At 74.0% G+C, this 22,405-nt stretch carries 16 protein-coding genes; 2 read left to right on the forward strand and 14 right to left on the reverse strand.

The window, feature by feature from the left end; genetic code table 11:
- From M8J73_RS12695 to M8J73_RS12750, 12 genes are all read right to left on the reverse strand, one after another.
- The coding region (locus tag M8J73_RS12695; RefSeq protein WP_249828615.1) for an alpha/beta fold hydrolase at nucleotides 1–1,139 on the reverse strand (1,139 nt) is incomplete at its 3' end.
- A gap of 375 nt (nucleotides 1,140–1,514) precedes the next feature.
- Nucleotides 1,515–2,360 (reverse strand): 4'-phosphopantetheinyl transferase family protein, encoded by an 846-nt coding sequence (locus M8J73_RS12700; RefSeq protein ID WP_055541797.1) that lies wholly within the window; start codon nucleotides 2,358–2,360, stop codon nucleotides 1,515–1,517.
- Nucleotides 2,341–3,204, reverse strand: a complete 864-nt coding sequence (locus M8J73_RS12705; protein ID WP_055541798.1) for a 2-oxo acid dehydrogenase subunit E2 — start codon at nucleotides 3,202–3,204, stop codon at nucleotides 2,341–2,343. The genes M8J73_RS12700 and M8J73_RS12705 overlap by 20 nt, the downstream gene beginning before the upstream one ends.
- Nucleotides 3,201–3,428: an acyl carrier protein gene (locus M8J73_RS12710; protein WP_055541799.1), complete on the reverse strand. Its 228-nt coding sequence runs from the start codon at nucleotides 3,426–3,428 to the stop codon at nucleotides 3,201–3,203. Before M8J73_RS12710 ends, M8J73_RS12705 begins: the two co-directional genes overlap by 4 nt.
- A 37-nt stretch (nucleotides 3,429–3,465) precedes the next feature.
- Nucleotides 3,466–4,524 carry a 3-oxoacyl-ACP synthase III family protein gene (locus tag M8J73_RS12715; protein ID WP_055541800.1) on the reverse strand — a complete coding sequence of 353 codons (1,059 nt, stop codon included), beginning with the start codon at nucleotides 4,522–4,524 and terminating at the stop codon, nucleotides 3,466–3,468.
- A 94-nt stretch (nucleotides 4,525–4,618) separates the two neighbouring features.
- On the reverse strand, nucleotides 4,619–7,669 hold the full coding sequence (locus tag M8J73_RS12720; protein ID WP_055541801.1) for a type I polyketide synthase: 3,051 nt from the start codon (nucleotides 7,667–7,669) through the stop codon (nucleotides 4,619–4,621).
- A complete protein-coding gene (locus M8J73_RS12725; RefSeq protein WP_055511768.1) occupies nucleotides 7,666–7,974 on the reverse strand; it encodes an acyl carrier protein in 309 nt (102 codons plus the stop codon). Before M8J73_RS12725 ends, M8J73_RS12720 begins: the two co-directional genes overlap by 4 nt.
- A gap of 45 nt (nucleotides 7,975–8,019) precedes the next feature.
- The gene (locus tag M8J73_RS12730) at nucleotides 8,020–9,816 is read right to left on the reverse strand and encodes an acyl-CoA dehydrogenase family protein (RefSeq protein WP_249828616.1); all 1,797 of its coding nucleotides are present in this window, start codon (nucleotides 9,814–9,816) and stop codon (nucleotides 8,020–8,022) included.
- A complete protein-coding gene (locus M8J73_RS12735) occupies nucleotides 9,810–11,702 on the reverse strand; it encodes an acyl-CoA dehydrogenase family protein (protein ID WP_249828617.1) in 1,893 nt (630 codons plus the stop codon). The genes M8J73_RS12730 and M8J73_RS12735 overlap by 7 nt, the downstream gene beginning before the upstream one ends.
- Before the next feature lie 3 nt (nucleotides 11,703–11,705).
- On the reverse strand, nucleotides 11,706–13,523 hold the full coding sequence (locus M8J73_RS12740) for a fatty acyl-AMP ligase (RefSeq protein WP_055540275.1): 1,818 nt from the start codon (nucleotides 13,521–13,523) through the stop codon (nucleotides 11,706–11,708).
- A gap of 164 nt (nucleotides 13,524–13,687) precedes the next feature.
- The gene (locus M8J73_RS12745; RefSeq protein ID WP_055540276.1) at nucleotides 13,688–14,005 is read right to left on the reverse strand and encodes a DUF6059 family protein; all 318 of its coding nucleotides are present in this window, start codon (nucleotides 14,003–14,005) and stop codon (nucleotides 13,688–13,690) included.
- An 11-nt stretch (nucleotides 14,006–14,016) separates the two neighbouring features.
- Nucleotides 14,017–15,960, reverse strand: coding sequence for an HAD-IIIC family phosphatase (locus tag M8J73_RS12750; RefSeq protein WP_055540277.1), 1,944 nt, complete (start codon nucleotides 15,958–15,960; stop codon nucleotides 14,017–14,019).
- A 288-nt stretch (nucleotides 15,961–16,248) separates the two neighbouring features.
- On the opposite strand from M8J73_RS12750, the gene M8J73_RS12755 reads away from it, so the two are divergent.
- The gene (locus M8J73_RS12755) at nucleotides 16,249–16,485 is read left to right on the forward strand and encodes a hypothetical protein (RefSeq protein WP_055540278.1); all 237 of its coding nucleotides are present in this window, start codon (nucleotides 16,249–16,251) and stop codon (nucleotides 16,483–16,485) included.
- Between the two features lie 123 nt (nucleotides 16,486–16,608).
- On the opposite strand, the gene M8J73_RS12760 is transcribed toward M8J73_RS12755, so the two are convergent.
- On the reverse strand, nucleotides 16,609–17,064 hold the full coding sequence (locus M8J73_RS12760) for a (2Fe-2S)-binding protein (RefSeq protein WP_055540279.1): 456 nt from the start codon (nucleotides 17,062–17,064) through the stop codon (nucleotides 16,609–16,611).
- 21 nt (nucleotides 17,065–17,085) lie between these two features.
- Complete coding sequence (locus M8J73_RS12765; protein WP_055540280.1) at nucleotides 17,086–19,260, reverse strand: xanthine dehydrogenase family protein molybdopterin-binding subunit; 2,175 nt, start codon at nucleotides 19,258–19,260, stop codon at nucleotides 17,086–17,088.
- Between the two features lie 163 nt (nucleotides 19,261–19,423).
- On the opposite strand from M8J73_RS12765, the gene M8J73_RS12770 reads away from it, so the two are divergent.
- On the forward strand, nucleotides 19,424–22,390 hold the full coding sequence (locus M8J73_RS12770) for a helix-turn-helix transcriptional regulator (protein WP_249828666.1): 2,967 nt from the start codon (nucleotides 19,424–19,426) through the stop codon (nucleotides 22,388–22,390).
- Nucleotides 22,391–22,405: the final 15 nt, after the last annotated feature.

The raw sequence follows: 22,405 nt of genomic DNA on the forward strand, positions 1-22,405 counted from the left end.
GGGGCGCCGGGCGCGCCGGGCGCCTCGGCGCCGACCGCACGGGACAGGCCGGGCGCGCCACCGGGCGCCCCCGGTCGCCGCCCCGCTCCGCCGGCGGGCAGGGCGCGGGATCCGCCGAGCCGGTGGGTGACGCGGGCCCGCAGCAGGGACGCGATCAGCCACTTCCGCATGGCGCCCAGGTGCGCCGGGGAGCCGTGGACGTCGTCGAACTCCTTGAAGCGCACCCGGGGCAGTGTGGCGCCGAGCAGCTGCCGCTCGGTGGGCGGAATGATCTCGTCCCGCGAGCTGACGACGTATCCGACGGGGATGTCGACCGCGCCCAGGACGTCCGGGCCGAGCGGGAAGCCGGCGAGCAGCGCGCGCAGGGCGTCGTCGTCGGGGGCGCCGGTGAGCCGGCGCAGCGTGGCGACGGTGATCCCGGGGACCCGGGGCCACCAGTCGGGGTCGTCGAAGAACCCGGCGACGGGGGCGCCGACGGTGTGGACGGAGCGGATGCGCGGGTCCTCGGCCGCCGCGCGCAGCGCCAGGTGGCCGCTGAAGCTGAGGCCGAGGACGGAGGTGTCGGTCACCCGGGCGCGGCCGGCGAGTTCGTCCATCAGGAACGGCAGCAGCCGCCAGGAGTCCGCGTGGTAGCGCAGGGTGTTCTCGCCGACGCCGGGCATCTCGGCGACCACGGCCGCCCAGCCGAGGCGGGCGAGCCGGGGCAGCAGGGGTGCCCACTGCTCCTTGACGCTGACGATGCCGCCCATGACCAGCAGCAGCGGCCGTCGGCGGCGGGAGTCGAGTCCGCTCGCCCAGCAGGCGACCGTGCCGTCGGGGTGGTCGAGGACCAGGCGTTCGACGCCACGCCGGCGCCGCCAGTCGTCGAAGGTGCGGACGCAGTTGTCCTGGGCCCGGCGCCGGACGTCGTCGCCGTGGTAGGGGAAACGGGCGAGGGCGTAGTGCCGGCAGGCGTCGAGGGGGCGGCCGGCGACGGCCAGCCGGTCGGCCTCGCCGGTCCACACCCGGGCCCACGACGCGGGGTGTCCCGGCTCGTCGTTGGTGATCCTCGGCAGGACGGCCGCGACCTGGCGGTCACCGATGCCCTGGCCGCGGGCGTGCAGCCGCGCGAACTCCTTGAGTTCCGCGAGATGGTCCATCGCTGTTCTCCGTCTCCTCCGGGATGCGGGTCCGATGCCCGGGGGATGCGGCCGGAGGGCTCGGGGCCTTCCTGGTCGTACCGGCGGCGGGCGGGGCTGTCCGGTCGTACGGCGGCGGGCCTGCCCGGTCGGGAGCGGGGGATGTCCCCCGGCCGGGTGGCCCGCCCGGAGAGATCCTGGCCGCCGTCCCTTAAGCCCTGCTGGCGCACGGGTTGCGCCCCGCTAAGCGCCGCGCGTGGAGTGCCGTGCGCGATGTGCCACACATGGTGTGCCGTGCGTGGTGTGCCGTGCGGTGCCGCGCGGGCGCGCACGGCACACGGCGGCGCGCTGGTGCGAAGAGGCGTCCTCTTCGCACCAGCGCGTCGCCGTGGTCCCTCACCAGTCCAGGAGGTCGTCCCCTTCCCCGGCCGGGTCGTCGGACTCGGCGTCGTCGCCCAGGGCCTCGGCCACGGCGGCGACGACCCGCGGGTCGAGCATGGTGCGGGCGGCGGTGTCCCGGGTGCCGCCGAAGCCGGCGTCGCTGACCGCGACGCTCACCACGTAGCCGTCGTCGACGGAGAAGGTGCGGAACTGCCATTCGACACCGGTGCCCGGCGCGCCGTCGGGAGCGAGGACCCTGGCGGGCCGGCCGTCGCGGCTGAAACCGAAGTCGGTGAAGCGGAACCGCAGCCCCTGCCCGATCGCCTTGCTGTATGCCTCCTTGAGGGTCCACATCCGTACGAGCGCGGCGCCCCGCCGCTGCGCCGGGAGCCGTTCGAGGACGGTCAGCTCGTGCGGCGTGCAGACGTGGCGGTGCAGCCCGCGCGTGTAGAGCGGGCGGTCGGCCCGCTCCGCGTCCACCCCGATCAGCCCTTTCGTGGTGAGCCCGATGAGCAGCAGGTCCTCGGTGTGGCTGAGGCTGATGTCCACCGCGTCGTAGCCGCGCAGATAGGGCCGGCCGGTGGGGCCGTACCCGAGTTCGACGGCCTGCGGGGGCACCCGCAGCGCCACCGAGGCGGCGAACTTCAGCAGCACCCGGGACGCGGCGAACCGGGTCCGCACGTCCGGGTGTGTCATCTCCAGGTAGCGGTCCCAGTCCCGGCCCAGCAGGGCACGCAGTCGCGGGGCGCCCGCCCGGTCCGGCCGCCAGTCGGCGAGCCGGGCGTGCAACACCGCGACCTCGTGCTCCTCCAGGTCGGCGCGTACCTGGTCCCAGGCTCCGTCACGGCCGGAGATCCGCACCGGCTCCCCGAGCGATGGGCTGGGTGCCGTCCTCCTCCGCGTCATCGAAGCCCTCCAATTCCTGCTTGAGATCCCCGAGTACGTCGGCGGCGGCCGCGCCGTCGACGACCCGGTGGTCGAAGGTGAGTCCGAGCCGCATCACCGGGGCGATGGCGAGCCGCCCGTCCTTGACGACGGGCCGCTCGACGACGCGTCCCGCGCACAGGGTGATGGCGGTGCCCCCGCTGGAGTGGAATCCGTCGACGGGGCGGTGGCCCAGCGAGCTGACCGCGACGGTGCCGAGGACGCCCGGCCGTCTGGCCGGGTCGCGGGTCGCGGCGGCGAAGGCCAGCCGGCCGAGCGGCACGGGCAGCCGGCCGAGCATCCGGACCCCGCGGAACTCGGGCATCCGCTCGGTGCCGGGTCCCCGGTAGCGGTCGACGCGTGCCTGGATCTCGTCGAGGTCGGCGCTCTCCAGGTCGGGCAGCAGCGCGGACAGCACGGTCCGTTCGCCGTCCACGGTGCGGTCCAGCGCCAGCTTGGCGGTGACCCCGCTGAACCGGACGGTGCGCGGTCCGCGCAGCCCGAACAGACGGGCGGGGGCGAGGGCCGCGTTGGCCTCCGGGTGGCGGTGCAGCACCCGGCCGGTGGCGTGCAGCAGATAGGTGACGACGGAGTAGCGGCGGCCGGCCGCCCGCGCGGCCCCGCGGTGGGCCTGGATCCGGGTCATGTCGATGTCGGTGTCGAGGTGGACGGGCCGCTGCCGGGCGGCGTGCTCCAGGAAGTACAGGGTGTGCCGCCGTCGGCGCTCGGGGTGCGCCCGGGCGGGGGCCGGCGGGTTCCCGCCGGCCCCGGCGGCGGTCATGTCCGGGCCGCCAGCTGGTAGATCTCGCCGAGGCTGCGGGCCTCCAGCAGTCGGCCCACGGGCAGGCTCCGGCCGGTGGCCTGTTCCAGCGCGGTGACCAGTTTCAGGAGGTACAGCGAGTCCCATTCGGGCAGCTGGTCCAGGTCGGCGGAGACCTGGTGCTCCTCCAGCGGCATGCCGAGCTCGTCCCTGACGAGGCGGACGAAATCGTCGATGGTGTGCATTCTGTACGGCCCTCCCAGGGGCGGGTGTGTGCGGATGTCAGATCTTCTCGAGCGCGAAACCGGACTTGATCCATTTGCTGGACTCGACGGCGACCGCCAGCGCGCGCTGCCCCTGGCCGATCTTGCCGAGGAGCCCCTCCAGTTGGAGGAAGGGCAGGGCGTTGCCGTTGTTGCCGGTGTCGGCGACGCAGGACACCTCGACGGCGTCGGGCAGTCCGAGTCCGTCCGTGATCCGCCGGGTCATCCGGCCGGACAGCTGCGGCGGCAGCAGGAAGTCCACATCCTCGGGGGTCCAGTCGAGTTCCTCCAGGAGTTCCCAGAGGATCTCCACGGCCATGGTCGGGACGGACTCCTCGATGGCCTTGTAGTCCTCCCGTACGGCCTGCCGGTCCTCGTAGCGGTCGGCGAGCCCGAACCAGTCGATGACCTGGCCGGGTTCCCGGCCGAGGCCGGTGAACCGGTTGAGGACGGTACGCAGGGCGAGGCGCTCCCCGCGCGGGGTGGAGGTGACCACGGCGGCGCCCGCCCCGTCGCCGAAGAGGACGTAGTTGACGAGGTCGCTGGGGGCGGCCGAGGACAGGTCCCGGTCGAGATCGAGGTGCTTGCTGCAGACGTCTCCGCCGATGACCAGCCCCGCCTTGTGGCCGCCGCCGGTGACGAGGGTGTGGCCGAGTTGCAGGGCCTGGACGGCGCCCGCGCAGCCGGACTGGAGCTGGTAGGTGGGGATCTGGTCGAGGCCCAGCTGGTCGACGACGTGGTTGACGGTGGCGGGCATGAGGTGGTCGGGGGTCGCGGTGCCCATGACCACGAAGTCGATCTCGTGCGGGGCGAGTCCGGAGGCGGTGAGTGCCTGCTCGGCGGCGCGGGCGCACAGGTCGGCGAGCGACCAGCGGACCTCGCCGGTCTCCAGGTCGCGGGCGAAGTGCCGGGTCCGGGTGCCGATGAACACGTCGATCCACTCTTCGTTGACGCCGAGTGTCCTCGCCAGCGCCGCGTTGTCGACCGGGTCGCCCGGCAGCGCGGTGCCGACCGAGGCGAGGTAGGAGACGGGGCCGGGCGGTGCGGAGCCGTGCTGAGGTGAGTGTTCCGACTGCATGCGAGCGGTCCTTCCTTGAAGTCCGTGACGAGAGCGGGAAGCGCCCGGCCGCGCGCGGCGCGCGGCCTGCCCCGCCGCGCGGGCGCCCAGGTGCCTAGGCGACGGCCGAGCCGGCGCGGTCCTGGAGGTAGTCGACGAGGTCTCCGACCGAGGACAGCCGCGGGAGCAGGTCCTGCACGCTGATCGTCTCCAGCCCGTCGAGGCGTTCCTGGAGCCGGTCCTTCAACTCCATGATCATCACCGAGTCGAAGCCGAGGTCCTCGTAGAGCAGGGACAGCCGCGACACCTCGTCCGTGGCGTAGCCGCCGACCTCGGCGACGGCCTCGATGACGGCGCGGGTCACCGGGTCCACCGCCGTGTCCTCCGCGGCGGAGGGCAGCACGGCGGTGAGCACGGCGCCGTGCCCGTGCGCGGCCGTCTCGTCCCGCGGGTGCGGCTGGGCGGTGTCCGCGTGGTCGGGGACGACGCTGAGGTCCGCCGGGGCGGCCCGTACGGTGGTGCGGGTCCAGAACCGGTGGGCGTCGGAGAAGGCGTACGGGGCGAGCCGCTGCGGCTGCCGCTCCTCCTGCGGGTAGACGGCGTCCCACCGGGGGTCGAGGCCGCTGCGGAAGAGTTCGGCCAGCGCCTCGGCGAAGGTGCTGCCGTCGGCCTCGTCCCCGGAGACGGGGGCCACGGTGTGCACGCCGGCTCCGGCGGCGGAGCGCAGGGCGCGCGCCATGCCGCTGAGCACCGGGCGGGGGCCGACCTCCACCAGGTGGGTGGGGCCCGCCTCCAGCAGCCGGTTCATCGCGTCACCGAACAGCACGGGGGCGCTGATGTGCTCGGTCCAGTACTTGGCGTCCATCGGCTCGGCCTCCAGGAGCCGCCCGCGCACGGTGGAGTACACCGGGAGCTTGGGAACGCCGCCGCCCGTCTCGTCCGCGATCGCGGCGAACGCGTCGAGCATGGGTTCCATCAGCGGGGAGTGGAAGGCGTGCGAGACCTCCAGGCGGCGGGTCCTGACGCCCCGTCGTCCGAGGGTGTCGTCGATGCGTTCCAGCGCCGCCAGGTCCCCGGAGAGGACGGTGGCCCGGGGGCCGTTGACCGCGCCCACGCCGACCAGGGGCTCCGCGTCGACGAGTTCGGTCAGCTCCGAGAGCGGTGCCCGTACGGAGAGCATGCCGCCGCCCTCGGGCAGCCGCTCCATCAGGGCGCCGCGGGCGGCGATCAGCCGCGCGGCCTGTTCCAGCGGGAAGACCTCGGCGAGGACGGCGGCGGCGTACTCGCCGACGCTGTGGCCGAGCAGCAGCGCCGGCGGCACCCCGAGTTCGGTCAGGCTCGCCGCCAGGGCGTACTCGACGGCGAACAGGGCGGGCTGGGTCCAGCCGGTGCGGTGCACGGCCTCGTCGCCGGAGAGCAGCAGGTCGCGCACCGAGCCGCCGAGGTGCGGGGCGAGCGCCTCGTCGGCCTCGTTGAGGAACCGCCGGTACAGCGGCGACTGGAGGTACAGCCGCGCCGTCATGCCCGGGTACTGGGAGCCCTGGCCGGTGAACAGCAGTCCCACCTGGGGCTTGCCCGTGGCGTTGCCGACGAGCCGGGCCAGCAGGTCGTCGTCGCCGGCGGCCTCGCGCAGGGTCGCGGCGAGTTCACCGGTGTCCTTGGCGGGCAGCGCGAAGCGGTAGCGGTGCCCGGTCTTGGTCCGGTTGCTGCTCCAGCACAGCGGGCCGGCCGGGACCCGGCGCCGTTCCAGGGCGTCGGCCTGGACGAGCAGGTTGCGGCGGAGCGCGGCCGTGGAGGGGGCGGTCAGGGTGAAGACGCCGGCGCCGAGGCCCGAGGCGCCGGTGGTCCGGCCGGTGCGCCCGGACTCCGGGTCCCGCTCCTCGGGGCGGGCGGCGTACGGCGGTGCGGACTCCAGGACGGCGTGGGCGTTGGTGCCGCCCATGCCGAAGCTGCTGAGGCCGCCGATCGCCGGCCCGGAGCGCAGCCGCAGCGGCGCCTTGAGGAGCCGTATGCCCTGCTTGGCGAGTTTCAGGGCGGGGTTCTCCTTGGCGGCGAACCGGCTGGCGGGGACCGTCTTGTGGTGCAGCGACAGGGCGACCTTGATGAGGCCGGCGATGCCCGCGGCCCCTTCGGTGTGCCCGATGTTGCCCTTGACGGAGCCGAGGGCCAGCGGGCGCCCGGAGCGGCCGGAGTGCAGATGGCCGAGCGCCTTGATCTCGATCATGTCGCCGAGGACGGTGCCGGTGCCGTGGGCCTCGGTGAAGGTGACGTCGGAGGGGTCGACGCCGGCGCGGCGGTAGGCGGCGGCCAGCACCTCCTGCTGCGACCAGCGGTTGGGGGCGGTGATGCCGTTGCTGCGGCCGTCCTGGTTGACGGCGGTGCCGCGGATCACCGCGTACACCGGCTGGCCGTCGGCGATCGCGTCCTCCAGCCGGCGCAGCACCACCGCGCCGACGCCCTCGCCCCGGCCGATGCCGTCGGCGTCGGCGCTGAAGGGCTTGCACCGGCCGTCGGGCGCGGACAGTCCGGCCTGGGTGTAGAAGATGCCGAGCGCCGGGGTGAGCGCCACATTGACCCCGGCGGCGATGGCGGTGTCGCACTCCCCCGCCAGCAGGGCGTTGCACGCCAGGTGGACGGCGACGAGGGAGGAGGAGCAGGCGGTGTCGACCGCGAGGCTGGGGCCCTTGAGGTCGAGGTGGTACGAGATCCGGTTGGCGGTCATGCAGTAGCCGTTGCCGGAGCCGAGCTGGGCGGTGACCTTGGCGTAGTCGGTCATGTGCAGGTGGGCCCACTCGTTGCCCATGATGCCGACGAAGACACCGGTGTCGGTGCCGGCGAGCTTCTGCGGGGCGACCCCGGCGTCCTCGACGGCACGCCAGGCGCACTGGAGCAGCAGCCGCTGCTGCGGGTCCATGGCGGCCGCCTCGCGCGGGGAGACGGTGAAGAACTCGTTGTCGAAGGCGTCCGGGTCGGAGATGAAGCCGCCCTCGGTGGTGTTGGAGTGTCCTTCGGCACCGGAGCGGGAGTGGAAGTCACGGGCGTCCCAGCGCTGCTTGGGCACCTTGTCCACCCCGTCCCCGGAGCGCATCAGCATGTCCCAGTAGGCGGCCGTGTCGGGCGCCCCCGGGAATCGGCAGTCGATGCCGACTATGGCGACGGGCCTCATCGATTCTCTCCCCCCATCTCCCCGAGCTCCTCCACCAGGTGCCCGGCCAGCGCCTCGACGGTCGGGTAGTCCCAGGCCACGGTGGGCTCGAGGACGAGGTCGAAGTCCTCCTCGATGTCACCGCACAGGCTCAGCGCGGCCACCGAGTCCAGCCCGTACTCGGCCAGCGGCACGGTCGGGGAGATCTCGGACGGCGTCCGCTTGAGGTACAGGGCGATCCGGTCGGCGAGCCAGCTGCTCAGCGACTCGACGGTGTGTGCGGTGTGCTCGTTGTTCGCGGTGCGGTCGGTCGCGGGAACAGACATGGTGTAACTCCTCGTGAAGGCGCGTCAGGTCCGGTCGGCCGGCGGTCAGCCGGCCAGCGGGGTGTCGTAGAGGTCGTAGCTGCGGCGTTCGTGGAAGCGCCGGAGCACTTCTTCGTGCACCCGTGCCTCGCAGCCGGGCGGCAGGTCGGCGGGGCGCTGCCCGAGCCGTCGTGCCAGCCGGTGCAGTGCGGCGGCCACCCAGGCCGGGTCGGCCAGGAAGGGGTCGTCGCCGCCCTGTGCCCCGCGCCAGACGCCCAGGACGGACGCCGCCGCGAGGAACACCGCGTAGCGGTCGGCGAGCGCGAAGCTGGCGGGGCTGGCGAGGGCGGTGCGGTCCTGCGGGGACAGGTTCAGGCTGTCCTCCTGGATCTGGCGCAGCTGGTCGATGAGCCGCATGACGAGGGCCTGGACGGCGAGTTCCTCGGGGGAGCCGCTCGGCAGGTCGTCGGCGGCGGCGACGAGGGAGGCGCTGAGGCTGTCCCGGCCGCTGGCGAGGGCGAGCCGGTCGAAGGGGATGCCGGGCAGTGACTCGCGGGGGCGGAACAGGCTCTGCGGGGCCTCGTCCCCGGAGAACCAGGCGCGCCGGGCCAGCCGGGACAGCTGCGGGATGATCGTGGCCTGGCAGGCCGCCGAGCCGGCGTGGCCGAGGCTGAGCACCGGCAGGTCGCGGACGTGCTTCTGGAAGAGGCCGAACTCGCCCTCCCTGACGTAGAACCGCGCCCCGAGCACGATCGACAGGTCGTACATGGTGTCGGTGAGCATCTTGGGCACCAGGTACTTCACCGCGGCCGCGTACACGCTCGTCTCGTCGGGCAGCAGATGCACCGCCCGGGTGCCGACCGTCGCCATGCTGTCGCAGATCAGCAGGTCGAGGAAGGCGCCGGTGAGGGTGGCGGAGGCGTGCGGTATCTCCATCACCGAACGCCGGTACAGCTGGCGTCCGAGGGCGAACCGCACGACCGTGCGCAGACTCGTGTCGAGGGCGCCGACGGCCATGCTGGGGATGGCGCTGCGGGTGATCTGGAAGGAACGCAGCGCCAGTTCCACGCCCTGGCCGCGGGCGCCGACGAGGGTGCTGTCCGGCACCGGGCAGTCGGTGAAGTCCAGCCCGGACAGCCGGCAGCCACGCACGCCGACCGCGGAGTACCGGGGCAGGACCGCGAAGCGCTCCGTGTCGAGCTGATCCCGTTCGACGAGCAGCACGGAGTGGCTGCGGCTGCCGGGGCTGTCGTCGGTGCGGCTGAACAGGGCGTAGGCGTCGGCCCGGTCGGCGTTGTTGATGACCTCCTTGCGGCCGTTGAGACGGAAACCGCCGGGCACGGGGTCGGCGCGGAACTCGTTGCGCACGAAGTCGTTGCCGTGCGGCAGCTCGTGGTAGGCGACCGAGACCTTGGAGCCGCCGAGCAGCAGCTCGGCCGTCCGGCGGCGCTGCTCCTCGTTGCCGGCGGTCCACACGTTGACGGCGGCCATGAACGACGTGATGCCGTAGCCGAGGCCGAGCGCCACGTCGCGGCGGAACACCTGCCGCATCACGCGGACGAGCGTGTCGAGGCGGTCGAGGCGCCCACCGAGGTCGGTGGGCACGAACTCGGCGTTGAGGACCAGGTCGTCGAGGAGCCGCTCACCGGCGGCGGGCAGTTCCCCGGCCTCGTCGGCGGCCAGCAGTCCGGCGGCGCCCAGCGGGTTGGCGGGGTCCTGGGGGTCCCCGAAGCGGCTCTCCAGGTCGGCGATCCGGGCCCGGACCTCGTTCTCCCGTTCCTGGTGCGCGGCCGGGTCGGTAAGGGCGGTGCCGTTCGGGGCTGCCGTCCCGTGCAGCCCCTGGACCGCGGGATCACTCAGCATGACGTCCCCTCGGATGTCCGGGTACCGCCGACGGCGACCCGGGTGTCGGTGTGTGCGTGCGCCGCGGCGGCCGGCGGACCGCCGGGTGCGCCGGATGCGTGGGTGAGCGGGGCGGCGTCGCCGGGTGACCCGGCCGGCCGGTCGGCGGGCCCGTGCAGCGCGAACGGGAACAGGGAGAACAGCTCGCCCGCCTCCCGTACGGCGCGCAGCCGCTCCAGCAGCGGGGGGTAGGCGTCGAGGTCGCCCGCGTCGGGCTCGCCCAGCCGCGCCAGCAGCCGGTCGAGGACGGGCCACAGCCACACCCCGTCCCGCCACAACGGCCCGGTGCTCCCGGCCTGCGCCGCCCGGTGGTTGTGCGTCCACAGGCCGAGGCAGGCGGCGCCGGCCAGGCACAGGCTGTACTGCCGGGCCACGTCGAAGGCGGCGGGCGGCACGTCGGAGACCACGGCGCGGTGGGCGTCCATCGCCTCGTGGACCCGGCCGGTCACCGCGAGCAGCCGCTCCGCGGCCCCGAGCGCGCCCTTGAGTTCGGGCCGGCCGCCGGCCTCGGCGCGCAGCGCCGCCACCGACGCGGGCAGGGTGGCCATGATGCCGCTGCCGCGCCGGGCCACCAGGGACAGCCGCTCCGGGGCGAGCGGGGGCAGGGGCTCCGCCAGGTCGAAGGCACGGCCGGCGCCGGCCGTGTCGCCGGTGCCGCGCACCCAGCCGCGGGACAGCGAACGGAACTGGTTGACCAGGGAGTTGAGGTTGACCAGGGTGTTGCCGTCGAAGAGGCCGACGATGCGGTGGTCGCGGTCGACCTTCTGGAACATCCCGAGGGCGTGGACGTCCTTGAGGAAGGCCCGCGCCCCGAGCAGCCGGGTCAGCTCGGCGATCACTCCCTCGGTGCCGGTGGGCACCAGGTACTTGGTGACGGCGGCGGCCACGCTCAGCTCGTCGGGGACGGTGTGCACGGAGCGGGCGGCGACCGTGGCCAGCGCCTCCCCGGCGAGGACGTCCGCGGCGGCCGAGGCGAGCACATGCCGTGCCTGCGGCAGGTCGACGAGGCGCCGCCCGAACAGTTCGCGCCGCTCGGCGAAGTCCAGGGCGATGTTCAGCGCGTGGTCGGCCGAGCCCAGGGACAGCGAGGCGCACATGGTGCGGGTGAGCTGGAGCGCCTTGAGCACGGTCTCGACGCCGCCGCCCTCCCCGCCGACCGCCGCGTCCGCCGGCACCGGGGCGCCGTCGAAGGCGATGCCGCTGATGTCGGCGCCCCGGATGCCATGCGTGTGGATCTTGTCGACGCAGCGGTAGTGCTCTCCCGGCGTCATCGGCCGCTTGTCGACGAGCAGCACGGTGAAGCCGCGCGGCCCGCCGTCCTCGGAGGTGCGGGTGAGCACGGAGAGGAGGCTGCCGCGGGTGGCGTTGTTGATCAGCCATTTCTCGCCGCTGATCCGCCAGCCGCCCGCTTCGTCGGCCTCGCCCCGCACGTCCCCGGCGAGCAGGTCGCTGCCGTGGGCGCGCTCGGTGAGGGCCAGCGAGACGGGGACGCCCGCCCGGATGTCCTCGGCGAGGGCGCGGGCCTGCTCGGGGGTGCCGGAGATCCAGACGCAGACCCCGCCCAGATACGTCTTGCCGTGGCCGACGGCGACGGTCATGTCGCGGCGGGCCACGACCCGCATGACCTGCATGACGGTCTCGTAGTCGGTGAGCCTGCCGCCGTGCTCGGCCGGGATGTAGAACTCCTGGAGGCCCCAGCCCTCCAGCACCCGGCAGATGTCGGACGGGAACTCCTCGTTCTCGTCCAGTTCCAGGCAGCGGGCGTGGGAGAAGGGCGTGGCGGGGTCGTCGGGGTCGCCGAGCAGCGACTCCAGTTCCTGTGCGACGCGGTAGGGAGGATGGTCCATGGTTCAGCCCACCGGTGCCATGGCCGGGTCGGCGGCCGGGGTGCCCGCCGCGGCGGACGCGGCCGTTGCGGCGTTTTCGACGAGTGTGCGCACCGAGGGGTCGAGCACGGAGTGCAGCGCGGTGACGGCGCCCTGGAGGAACAGCTTGCGCATCAGGGTCCGCTGGATCTTGCCGCTGGTGGTCCTGCGGACGGTGCCGGGGCGGACCAGCAGCACATTGCCGGCCGGTACGGCGAACTCCATGCCGATGTGCCGCTGGATGTCGGTGGCGATGCTCTTGAGGTCGTCGCCCGCGGCGGCGGCCCGGATCTCGTGGATCACCACGAGGTGCTCCTGGCCGCCGGTGTCGACGGCGAAGACGGCCCCGGCGCCGATCGCCGGGTTGAGGCCGCGGACCGCGCTCTCCACGTCGTACGGGTAGATGTTGCGGCCGTTGATGAGGACCATCTCCTTCAGCCGGCCCGTCACGAACAGCTCACCGCCGCCGCCCATGACGCCCATGTCGCCGGTGCGCAGCCAGGCGCCCAGCTCCTCCTGGCCGGCGATCCGGGCGCCGAAGATCTCCGCGTTGACCTCCGGCCGCTCCCAGTAGCCGGAGGCCACGCTGGCGCCGCGCACCCAGATCTCCCCGACCCGGCCCTCGGGCTGCTCGGCGAGCGTCTCGGGGTCGACGATCCGCACCTCGAAGTCCTCGGCCAGCGCGACCCCGCTGCTGACCAGGGTGCGGCGCGGGGCGCCCAGGAACGGTCCGGCGAGGGTGCCCTGCTCCAGGCCGGCCGCGTCGACCTCGCGCAGCAGCGCGCCCCGCGTCTTGGGGGTGCCGGTCACCAGCAGGGTCGTCTCGGCCATGCCGTAGCAGGGGAACATGGTCTCCGCGCGGAACCCGTGGGGCCCGAAGCGCTCGGTGAACGCCTGGAGCGTCTCGGCGCGCACGGGTTCGGCGCCGTTGCAGGCGGTGCGCCACGTCGACAGGTCCAGGCCCTCCAGCTGCGCGTCGGTGACTCGGCGGACGCACAGGTCGTACGCGAAGTTGGGGCCGCCGCTCGCGTTCACGCCGTACTCGCTGACCAGTTCGAGCCAGCGGGCGGGCTTGCGCAGGAACGACACCGGGGGGATGAGCACGCTCGTGGTGCCCAGCCACAGCGGCTGGAGGATGTGCCCGATGAGGCCCATGTCGTGGTAGAAGGGCAGCCAGCCGCCGATCATCGTGTCGGGGGTGTTGCCCGTGGAGCGGGCGATGGCCGCCTCGTTGGCGAGCAGGTTGCCGTGCGAGACCATCACGCCCTTGGGGGCGCTGGTGGAACCCGAGGTGTACTGAAGGAAGGCCAGGTGCTCGGGGCTCAGCCGCGGGTCGCGCCAGGCGTCCGCGTCACCGACCGTGCCCTGGTCGGTGGGCAGGCACACCACGTCGGAGAAGCCCTCGGCCGCCAGCCACGCCTCCACCTCGGGGGCGTGCTCGGCGAGGGTCAGCACGGCGCCGACGCGGGCGTCGCGGACGATCCCCGAGACCCGGCGGAAGTGCTGGCCCTGCTCGGAGGGCAGGGGCGCGGGCACCGCGACGGCGCCGGCGTAGAGGCAGCCCACGAACGCCTTCACGAAGTCCAGGCCCGAGGGGTACAGCAGCAGGACCTGTCGTCCCGCAAGGCCCCGTTCCTGCAGCCAGGACGCGATGTCCTTGGCCGCGCGGTCCAGGCTCCGGTACGGCAGTCGCTCGGGCTCCTTGCCCCGTACGCCGTCCGCGAGGAAGAGGAACGCGTCCCTGTCTCCCTGTTCGTCCGACCGCGTCAGCACGAGCTCCGCGAATGAACCGAATTCCGCCACCGTCTTTCCCCTCGCCTCGAAGCGACTCGTATCGCGTTGAAACCGGCTGAACCGGCCGGGCCGGCCGCACCGGGTGGACCGGGCGGCCGGCCGGACCCCCTGGTCCGCCCGACCTGTCGTGCCGATCGTCGGGTCCGTCTCTAAAGCCCCTCTTGCGGCCGACGTCACTCCCGTCGGCCGGGGCCGTCCTCCACCCGGCCGTGGCCCTCCAGTTGTGCCCACAGCTCCCGTTCACGCGGGGAGAGCGGCACATCGGCGACCAGGCGCTCGGGATGGGCGGGCGGCGGCTCGTCGAGCGGCAGCGCGCCGCTCCGCGCCCCGGGGTCCGGGTCGCCGAGCCACCACTGTTTGGCCTGCTCGACGTGGGCCGGCGGCACCATGCCGAAGATGACGGCGAGCGCGCCGAAACCGTCCACGAAGAATGTGACGACGCCCCGCCAGACGCGGCGCGGAGACCCCCACTTGCCGGGCGGGACCGCCATGTCGTCCCGCCTCAGGACGATCGCCGGGCGATGTCCGCGCTCAGCCGGACGTGCGCCGGCGGCGTCGGCAGGTTCTCCTCGGACAGGTCGTGCCGGAACGACACGGTGCCGTCCGCGTCCTCACCCGTCTCGGCGAAGCCCATCGACGGGTACAGGTCGCGCACCCGGTGGTTCTTGGCCGTCGGACGGTAGCGGGCGTGCACGGCGCCCGCTCCTCGGGCCCGGGCCTCGTGCAGCAGGGCGGCCAGGCAGGCCTGCTCGATACCGCGGGCGAACACCCGGCAGCTCAGCAGCATGTTGTCGATGTGCCACTCGCCCGCCGCCTCGGCGCCGCTCACCAGGACCGCGCCGACGAGGCCGTTGTCCCCGAACCGGTCCGCGGAGCGGATGGCCAGCACCAGCCCGTCGGCGGACTCGTGAAGGGCCCGTACGTCGGCCTGCTGGAGCCGCTCGGTCGTGAGGTTGAACTGGTTGGTGCGCAGCGTCACCTGGGAGACGCGGGCGATCTCGTGGTCCCGTACGGGCGAGAAGGAGACCTCGACCCCCAGTTCGGCGAGGTACTCCTCCATGGAGTCGGCGCTCTCCAGGAGGTCCTGGCGGGCCACCTCGGTGCGGTACTGGGTCGCGCGGGCGCGGTCCTCGGCGGTCAGCTCCCGCACGTCGAACCAGCCGTCGGCGAGCAGCCGTTCGATGTGCAGGGCGGGCTCCTCGTCGAGCCGGACCACGGCGACACCGGGCAGGCTGCGAGCCACCAGCCCGCACTCGAACGGGGAGTCGTCGGCGAAGACGAAGCTGTCCACGCCGAGGTTGAGCCGCTGGGCGATCTCCAGCAGGTTCCGGTCCTTGGGTTCCCAGTTGGCGGTGACCTGGACGAAGTCGCTCTCCCGCAGGGCCATGTCGGGGTGGTCGCGCAGCACACCGCGGACGGGCTCGATGTCGTTCTTGCTGCACACCGCGAGCAGCACGCCCTGGGCGCCGATCTGTCCGACGGCCTTCTGGAACCGGCCGAACGCCTCGCCCCGGTATGTGGTGGCGGCGGCGATGCCGTCGGGGCCGTCGTCGCCGAGGATGCCGTCCCACAGGGTGTTGTCCAGGTCGACGACCAGCACCTTCTTGGTGCGGCCGCGCAGCACCCGGGCCAGGTGGCCGACCTCGCGGGCGTAGCCGGCGAGGAGTTCCTCGCCGAACTGCACCTTGGCGTAGGCGGCGAGCCGGGGCTCGTTGACAGGGCCACTGGAGGCGATCAGCGGGTCGAGGTCCACGACATGGACGCGGTCGTGCACGGCGGCGAGCCGGAGCAGCCCCGCGTTGAACTCCCGCCAGATCACGCCGAGCCGGGCCCTGGAGCGGGCGTCGACCAGGCGGCGCAGCTGGGTGCGGAGCAGGGGCACGGTGTTGAGCACCAGGGTGCCGGCGCCGCGGGTGACGTAGCGTTCCGCGAGCGAGCCGATCAGGGAGAGCTTCCCGGAGAGGACGCGCTGGACGTCCTCCACCGACCAGGGGTGCGGCAGTTCGGCGAAGACGATCTCGGCGTCCAGGACGCACAGGGCGAGGTCGGCGGCGTACACGTCGCTGGAGATGTCGTGGAGGTCGCGCCGCCATGCGCCGTAGTCGCCCTCGGTCAGCCTGCCCAGCAGGCCGTGCCGGGCGAGTTCGGCGGTCAGCGGGGCGGTGAGCCCGCTCAGTGTGGAGCCGCCGGTGACGGCGACGGTGATCGTCTCGGTGCCGGGGTGCTCGCGCAGCACCTCCTCCCGGTCCAGCCGGGAGAGCAGCTGCCCGGCCCGCGCCAGGTCCGGGGCGGGCGGTCCGGCGGGGTCCCCCGCCGCGGCCAGCTCGGACAGCAGACCGGGCACCTCGTCGTACGCGTCGGCGAGGCGTCCTTCGGCGTGGAGGGCGCGCAGCCGGTCCAGCGGTCCGGTCCGCTCGCCCACGGCGGTGCTCACAACCGTGGCCATGGTGTCTCCATTCACTGAATCGCCCGTCGCGCGGCGCTCGCGGTGGTACGAGATCGCCGCTACGGACCCGCGCCCCGTCCCGGAACCGGGCCCACCACCACTGCCGGTGGCCGGACCGAGCCTGCCGAGCGGTTCTTAAGCGGGCCTTGAGCGCGGGGGCCTCGGGGGCCCGGCCCGGCGGCGCGGGAGAGGGCGGCGCGTGTGACGCGGGGTGACGGGGCCGCTCCATGTGCGCGGCATTCGAGTGAGGCGCAGACTGGCCGCAGGGGTCGACGATCTGGAGGCGCCATGCGGCTGAGCAAGGAGATCGACTGCACGGTCAGACTGGGGCTGCACGACATCAGTGATCAGGACGTGGCGACCCTCGTCAGCGGTGTCCGGAGCAGGGAGCACGAGGTCGCCATGCTCTGGGAGCCGGGCGCCGACTGCGCGCTGACCGTGGATTTCGGCGACGACCTGGAGGGCGCCCAGGCGCTGGTCGAGGCGGCGCAGGAGCTGGAGAAGAGTTCCGGCGACCAGGGCTGAGCCCCCGTGATCGCCTTCGCCCCGGCCCGCGACCTGCGGAAACACCTTCGCGAGCGGGGGCCTCCACGCGCGTCCGGGGGCAGCCCGGGTGACGCGCGTCCGGGAGGCAGCCCGGGTGAGCCGTCAGCCCTGCGCCGCGGCCTTCTTGATCGCCTCGCGGATCCTGCAGTACGTGCCGCAGCGGCAGACGTTCTCGATGCGGTCGATGTCCGCGTCCGTCGGGTGGGACGTCTTCTTCAGCAGCGCCGCCGCGGCCATGATCTGGCCCGGCTGGCAGAAGCCGCACTGTGCGACGTCCCGGTCGAGCCACGCCTGCTGCACCGGGTGCAGCTCGTCACCGTCGGCCAGCCCCTCGATCGTGGTGACCGCACGGCCCGCGCAGTCCGCGACCGGGACGACACAGGGCTGGATGTCCGCGCCGTCCAGGTGGCTCGTACAGGCGCGGCAGACGCCGACGCCGCAGCCGTACTTGGGGCCGGTGACGTCCAGCATGTCCCGCAGGACCCACAGCAGCGGCATGTCGGCCGGGGCCTCGACGGTGACCGGTTTTCCGTTGAGGACGAAGGAGTAGGAGGGCATCGGCACCTTCTCGGAGTCGGGTCAGAAGTTGAGGGGGAAACGGCGGGGCCGGGTGCCGGTCGCCCGCGCGTAGGCGTTGGCGACGGCGCCGGCCGCGGCGGGAACGCCGAGTTCGCCCGCCCCGCCCGGTTCCCGCCGCGAGGGCATGATGTGGGCCTCGAACCGCAGCGGGGCGTGCCGCTGGCGGGCGTACTCGAAGTCGGCGTAGCTGCTCTCGCGGACGGCGCCCCGGTCGATGTGCAGGCCGGCCCGCAGGACGGTGGAGATGCCGTCGATCGCCGCGCCCATGAGCTGTGCCTCGAGTCCGCGCGGGTTGACGGCCGTTCCGACGTCGGCCGCCATCACCACCTTGGTGACCCGGGGGTTCTTCGGGTCGGCGGCGTCGATCTCGACGAGGCACGCCACGCGGGAGCCGTACTCCTCGTGGACGGCGACGCCCTGCGCGTGGCCGTCCGGCAGGGCCCGGCCCCAGTCACCGGCGTCCGCGACCTTGTCGAGCACGGCTTTGACGCCCTTGTGCCTGAGGGTGGCGCGCCGGAAGGCGACCGGGTCCTTGCCCAGGCTCCTCGCGACCTCGTCGACGACGATCTCCTCGGCGGTGCGCATCGTCCCGGAGTCCACCGACCGCCAGGCACCGAGGGGCATCGCCAGTTCGACCGAGCCCGAATCCCCGGAGACCCGGCCGAAGTTGTACAGCCCGCTGTCGCTGGGCAGCGGGCCGGCGGCGCGGGTGGCGGCCCGGGTCACCCGGCCCTGTGCGGGTCCTTGGCCGGACCCCTGACCGGGTCCCTGGGCCGTTCCCCGGGCGGACGGCCCCCGCGCCTCGAACGCCTCGGTCACCGAGGCCATCGCGTGGGTGAACGCCACCACGCGGCCCCGTGCGTGGCTGGCCCGGATCCGGTGGTGGCTGGCCGGGCGCATCCTGCCGTGCTGGAGGTCGTCGGCGCGGCTCCACATCAGTTTGACCGGTCGGCGTGCCGCCTTCGAGATGAGGGCCGCCTCGATCGCGGCGTCGTGGTTCAGTCTCCGGCCGAAGGAGCCGCCACCGCGTACGACGTGGACCTTGACCTTCGACTCGGGCAGCCCGACCGCCGAGGCGATGCTGTCCCGCGCGTACATCGGCGTCTGGGAGGAGAACCAGATCTCGGCACGGGTGGCGCGGACGTCCGCCACCGCGGTCAGCACCTCCATCGGGGCGTGGCTGACGAAGGCGAACTCGAACTCGGCCTCCGTCTGGGTGGAGCCGCGCGGCGGGGTGCCGAGCCGGGGGACGGCGGCCCGCAGCCGTGAGCGGATCGCGGCGTCGGAGAGCGGCGCCAGCGGGCCCGGGGCCCAGGTGATCTTCAGGGCGTCCCGCGCCGTGAAGGCGTGGTGGAAGGAGTCCGCGACCACGGCGACCCCTCCGGCGATCTCGACGACCGCGTGGACGCCGGGCATGGCCCGCGCGGCCCGGGAGTCGACCGCGACGGCCTTCCCGCCGAGGGTCGGCGGCCGGGCCACGACGGTCGGCTTCGCCCCGGCCACCGCCAGGTCACCGGCGTACACGGCCTTGCCGGTGACGATGTCGCGGGCGTCGATCCGGGTCGTCGCCTTCCCGATCACCCGGTGCCGGGAGGCCGGCTTGGGCTTGCTGGACACGGCCGGCCGGGTGATCCGGGCGGCGCTCGCGGTCAGTGACCCGAAGGTGGCCGAGCGGCCGTCCGGCGCGATCACCTTCGTGTTCCGGGTCTTCAGGGTCCGCGCGGGAAGCCTCCAGCGTCTGGCCGCCGCGGTCACCAGCTTGGCGCGCGCCAGGGCGGCCAGCTCGCGGGCCGGGCCGTACAGCGAACTCACCGAGCTGGAACCGCCGGTGAACTGGTTGCCCTTGGTGCGGGCGTCGGCGAGCGGGATGTCGACATCGGCGAGCCGGGCGTCCAGTTCCTCGGCGATCATCATGGCGACGGCGGTGGTGACGCCCTGGCCGACCTCGACGCGCGGCAGCCGTACGACGACCTTGTTGGCCTTGGTGACCTCGAGGACGAGCATCTCCTCATCAGTACCGGTCACCAGGACGTCGGACGGGCGGCGGGGGGCGGAATCGGCGGCCTCGGCGCCTTCCGCCGTCGTCACGTCGCAGCCGAGCGGCGCGGCGACGGTCAGCGTGGATGCCGCGAGCGAGTACACGACGAACTTCCGGCGCGACAACTGACGAGCCATCGGACGCTCCTCTGCGAATATCCCGGCGCTTCGACAGGTAGGAGGGCTAGTCGCCCTCCGGGGTTGCCTGACGATCACCAGGAGAGAATGACATGTGTGGGTAATGTGAAGTCAGGGGGCAACTGTGGGAGCGGACACGGTAGTTGGCGGTGGCGGGGCTCCGCTGCTGGGCCGCTCCGTCGAACTGGCCCGGTTCGACGCGCTGCTCGACCGGGCGATGGTCGGCGCGCGCGGCGGGGTGCGGGGCGGCGGGTCCCGTGAGACGGCGGGAGGCGGCGGGTCCCGTGGCGCGGCCGGAGGCGGGGAGCCGCGTGACGGCGGCCGTTCCCGGCTCGTCGACATCACCGGTGAGGCCGGCATCGGCAAGAGCCGGCTGCTCGGCGAGGTGTGCGCACGGGCCCACCGGCGCGGCATGACGGTCCTGCGCGGCAGGGCCACGGAGTACGAGCGGCAGGTGCCGTTCCAGGTGTTCACCGACGCGCTCGCCCACCTCGACCCGCACGCCCTGGACGGCTTCGAGGAGACCGACGCGGTGGCGCCGCTCCTCCAGCGGGGCGGCGCCGTCGACCGGTTCGCACTGCACCGTTCCACCGCCGCGCTGCTGGCCCGGCTCGCCGCCCCGTCCGGGCTGCTGCTGGCCCTCGACGACCTGCACTGGGCGGACCCGGCGTCCCTGGAGCTGCTGGACCATCTCGTACGCCATCCTGTGCACGCCCCCGTGGTCCTGGCCGTGACGCGCCGCGACCGCCAGAGTCCCGAGTCCCTCGCCGCCAGGCTCACCCGGGAGCTCGACACCGGCACGGTCGTCCGCCTCGCCCTGGGTCCGCTGAGCGCACGCGACTGCGCCGAACTGGCCGGCCCCGGCCTGCCGCCCGCCGAGACGGCCGCGCTGCACGCCGCGAGCGAGGGCAACCCGTTCTACTTCCTGACCCTCCTCCAGGCCCACCGCGGGGGTACGGCGCCCGAGGCCTCCGCGCCACCCGGGCTCGGCGCACTGCTGCTGGACGAACTGACCGTGCTCTCCCCCGCCCGGCGCGGCATCGTCGAGGCGGTGGCGGTCCTGGGCGAGCACGCCACCCCGGCGATGGTCGGCCGGGTGACCGGCCGCTCCGGCACCGCCTTCACCGCCGACGTCCACGCCCTCACCCGCCGCGACCTGCTGCGCTCCGGCCCGCAGGGCCTGCTGACCCTGCGGCATCCGGTGGTGCGGACCCTCGTCCACGAGAGCACGCCCTATCTGAGGCGCGTCGAGATCCACGGGCTCGCCGCGCGGGAACTGGCCCGCGCGGGCGCCTCCGCCGCCGAGCGGGCCCACCATGTGGAACAGTCCCTGACCGCCTGGGACCCGGAGGCGGTGGCGGTGCTCGTCGAGGCCGCCGCACGCACCGCCCGGACCGCCCCGGCGAGCTGCGCCCACTGGCTCGATGTGGCGCTCCGCCACCTTCCCCACACCCCCGAACACGCGGTTCGGCGGCGCGAGTTGATGCTGCGGCGGGCCCGCGCCCTGGCCGCGTGCGGCGGTCTGCGCGAGAGCCGCGACCTGCTCCAGGAGCTGATCGCCACCCCACGGCGACCGGACGCGTCCCCGGCCACCGGTGAGGACCGGGGGCTGCGGGTGCGCGCGGTCGTCCTGTGCGCGCTGGTGGAGCGGCATCTGGGGCGCCGCACCGAGGCCGTCGCGCTGCTGCGCCGCGAGCTGGCCCGCGACCCCGCGCCCGCCGACGTGGTCAGGCTCGGCCTGGAGCTCGGCTCGGCCGCGCCCGAGCACGGCGACACCTCGTACGCCCGGGTGCGCGGCGAGGTCGACGCGGCGCTCGCCGCGGCCCGGTCCACGGGGGACGAGATCGGGGAGGCGGGCGTCCTCGCCGTCGCCGCCCTGGGAGAGGCGTACGAGGGCAACATGAGCGCGGCGCACAGGTTCGCCCGGCAGGCCGCCGCCCTGGTGGACTCCCTGCCGGACAACGACCTCACCGCGCTGTGCGAACCGCTGGCCCGGCTCGGCTGGGCGGAGGCGTTCCTGGAGCACTACCCGGACGCCGAGCGGCACGCGGAGCGCGGCCTCGCCATCGCCCGCCGCAGCGGCCAGCTCTATGTCGTGCCCCATCTGCTGCTGTGCCTGTCCCATGTCCGGGTCCAGACCTGCCGGATCTCCTCGGCGCTGGAACTGGCGGACCAGGCCGAGGACATCGCCCGCGGCATCGGCAGCGACCAGTTGCTGGCGTTCGTCCTGGCGAGCAAGGCCGCGGCCCTCGTCGCCGCCTGCCCGCCGGGCGATCCGCGTCCGCTCGCCGTCGCCGAGGAGGCGGTGTCCGCGGCCGGCACCGGGGTCGACTGGTGGGCCTCCACGGCCTGGTGCATCTTCGGCTGGGCCGCGCTGATGGCCGGCGACCCGGTGCGCGCGCGGGAGGCGATGCTCCGGGCGGGCGGCCCCGAACTACAGCGGATGCAGCCCTCGATGCGGCCGCTGTACCTGGAGATCCTGGTGACGTCCGCGCTGGTGACGGGGAGGCCGGAGGAGGCCCGCGGCTGGGCCGAGCGGGCGCGGAAGGAGGCGGAACAGCTGGGGCTGCCGATGCAGCGGGCGTCGGCGCTGCGCAGCACCGCCCATCTGCCGCTGGCGCAGGGGGACACGGCTGCCGCGGCGGACCTGTTCGCGGAAGCCGCGGCGGAGAGCGCCCGCTGCGGCGCGGTCTTCTGGGAGGCCCATTCGCTGCTGCTCGGCGCCCCGCTGGAGGCGACGGCGGGCCGGGTCCGGGCCGGTGGACAGTCCTGGCTGAGGGGGCGCCGGCTCGCCGAGGCCGGCGGCAGCGGCCTGCTGGTCGGCCTCGCCGACGCCACCCGTCCGCCCGGCGACCCCGAGGCCCCGTACGGCTCCCCGGACCGCGCCGAACTCGCCGAGCTGCTGGCCACCCTGACCGCCCGGGAGCTGGAGATCGCCGAGCTGGTGGCGCAGGGCCTCACCAGCCGGGCCATCGCGGACCGGCTCTACGTCAGCCGGCGCACCGTGGAGACCCATGTGTCCCGCGTCTTCCGCAAGACGGGGGTCTCCTCGCGTACGGCTCTGGCGGCGCTCATGGCCCGCCGCCGCTCGGGGAGCCGTTTCGGGGACGCCCGCACGGAGCAGGAGTGAGCCGGCCGGATGTCC

Source organism: Streptomyces neyagawaensis (genome assembly GCF_023516595.1).
Classification (GTDB): Bacteria; Actinomycetota; Actinomycetes; order Streptomycetales; family Streptomycetaceae; genus Streptomyces; species Streptomyces neyagawaensis.

Excerpts from the sequence above, each read along its gene's own strand:
- M8J73_RS12715 (WP_055541800.1), bottom strand. The coding sequence starts at position 4,524 with ATGCAGTCGGAACACTCACCTCAGCACGGCTCCGCACCGCCCGGCCCC.
- M8J73_RS12725 (WP_055511768.1), bottom strand. The coding sequence starts at position 7,974 with ATGTCTGTTCCCGCGACCGACCGCACCGCGAACAACGAGCACACCGCA.
- M8J73_RS12710 (WP_055541799.1), bottom strand. The coding sequence starts at position 3,428 with ATGCACACCATCGACGATTTCGTCCGCCTCGTCAGGGACGAGCTCGGC.
- M8J73_RS12750 (WP_055540277.1), bottom strand. The coding sequence starts at position 15,960 with ATGGCCACGGTTGTGAGCACCGCCGTGGGCGAGCGGACCGGACCGCTG.
- M8J73_RS12765 (WP_055540280.1), bottom strand. The coding sequence starts at position 19,260 with ATGGCTCGTCAGTTGTCGCGCCGGAAGTTCGTCGTGTACTCGCTCGCG.
- M8J73_RS12755 (WP_055540278.1), top strand. The coding sequence starts at position 16,249 with ATGCGGCTGAGCAAGGAGATCGACTGCACGGTCAGACTGGGGCTGCAC.
- M8J73_RS12735 (WP_249828617.1), bottom strand. The coding sequence starts at position 11,702 with ATGGACCATCCTCCCTACCGCGTCGCACAGGAACTGGAGTCGCTGCTC.
- M8J73_RS12730 (WP_249828616.1), bottom strand. The coding sequence starts at position 9,816 with ATGCTGAGTGATCCCGCGGTCCAGGGGCTGCACGGGACGGCAGCCCCG.
- M8J73_RS12720 (WP_055541801.1), bottom strand. The coding sequence starts at position 7,669 with ATGAGGCCCGTCGCCATAGTCGGCATCGACTGCCGATTCCCGGGGGCG.
- M8J73_RS12705 (WP_055541798.1), bottom strand. The coding sequence starts at position 3,204 with ATGACCGCCGCCGGGGCCGGCGGGAACCCGCCGGCCCCCGCCCGGGCG.
- M8J73_RS12745 (WP_055540276.1), bottom strand. The coding sequence starts at position 14,005 with ATGGCGGTCCCGCCCGGCAAGTGGGGGTCTCCGCGCCGCGTCTGGCGG.
- M8J73_RS12760 (WP_055540279.1), bottom strand. The coding sequence starts at position 17,064 with ATGCCCTCCTACTCCTTCGTCCTCAACGGAAAACCGGTCACCGTCGAG.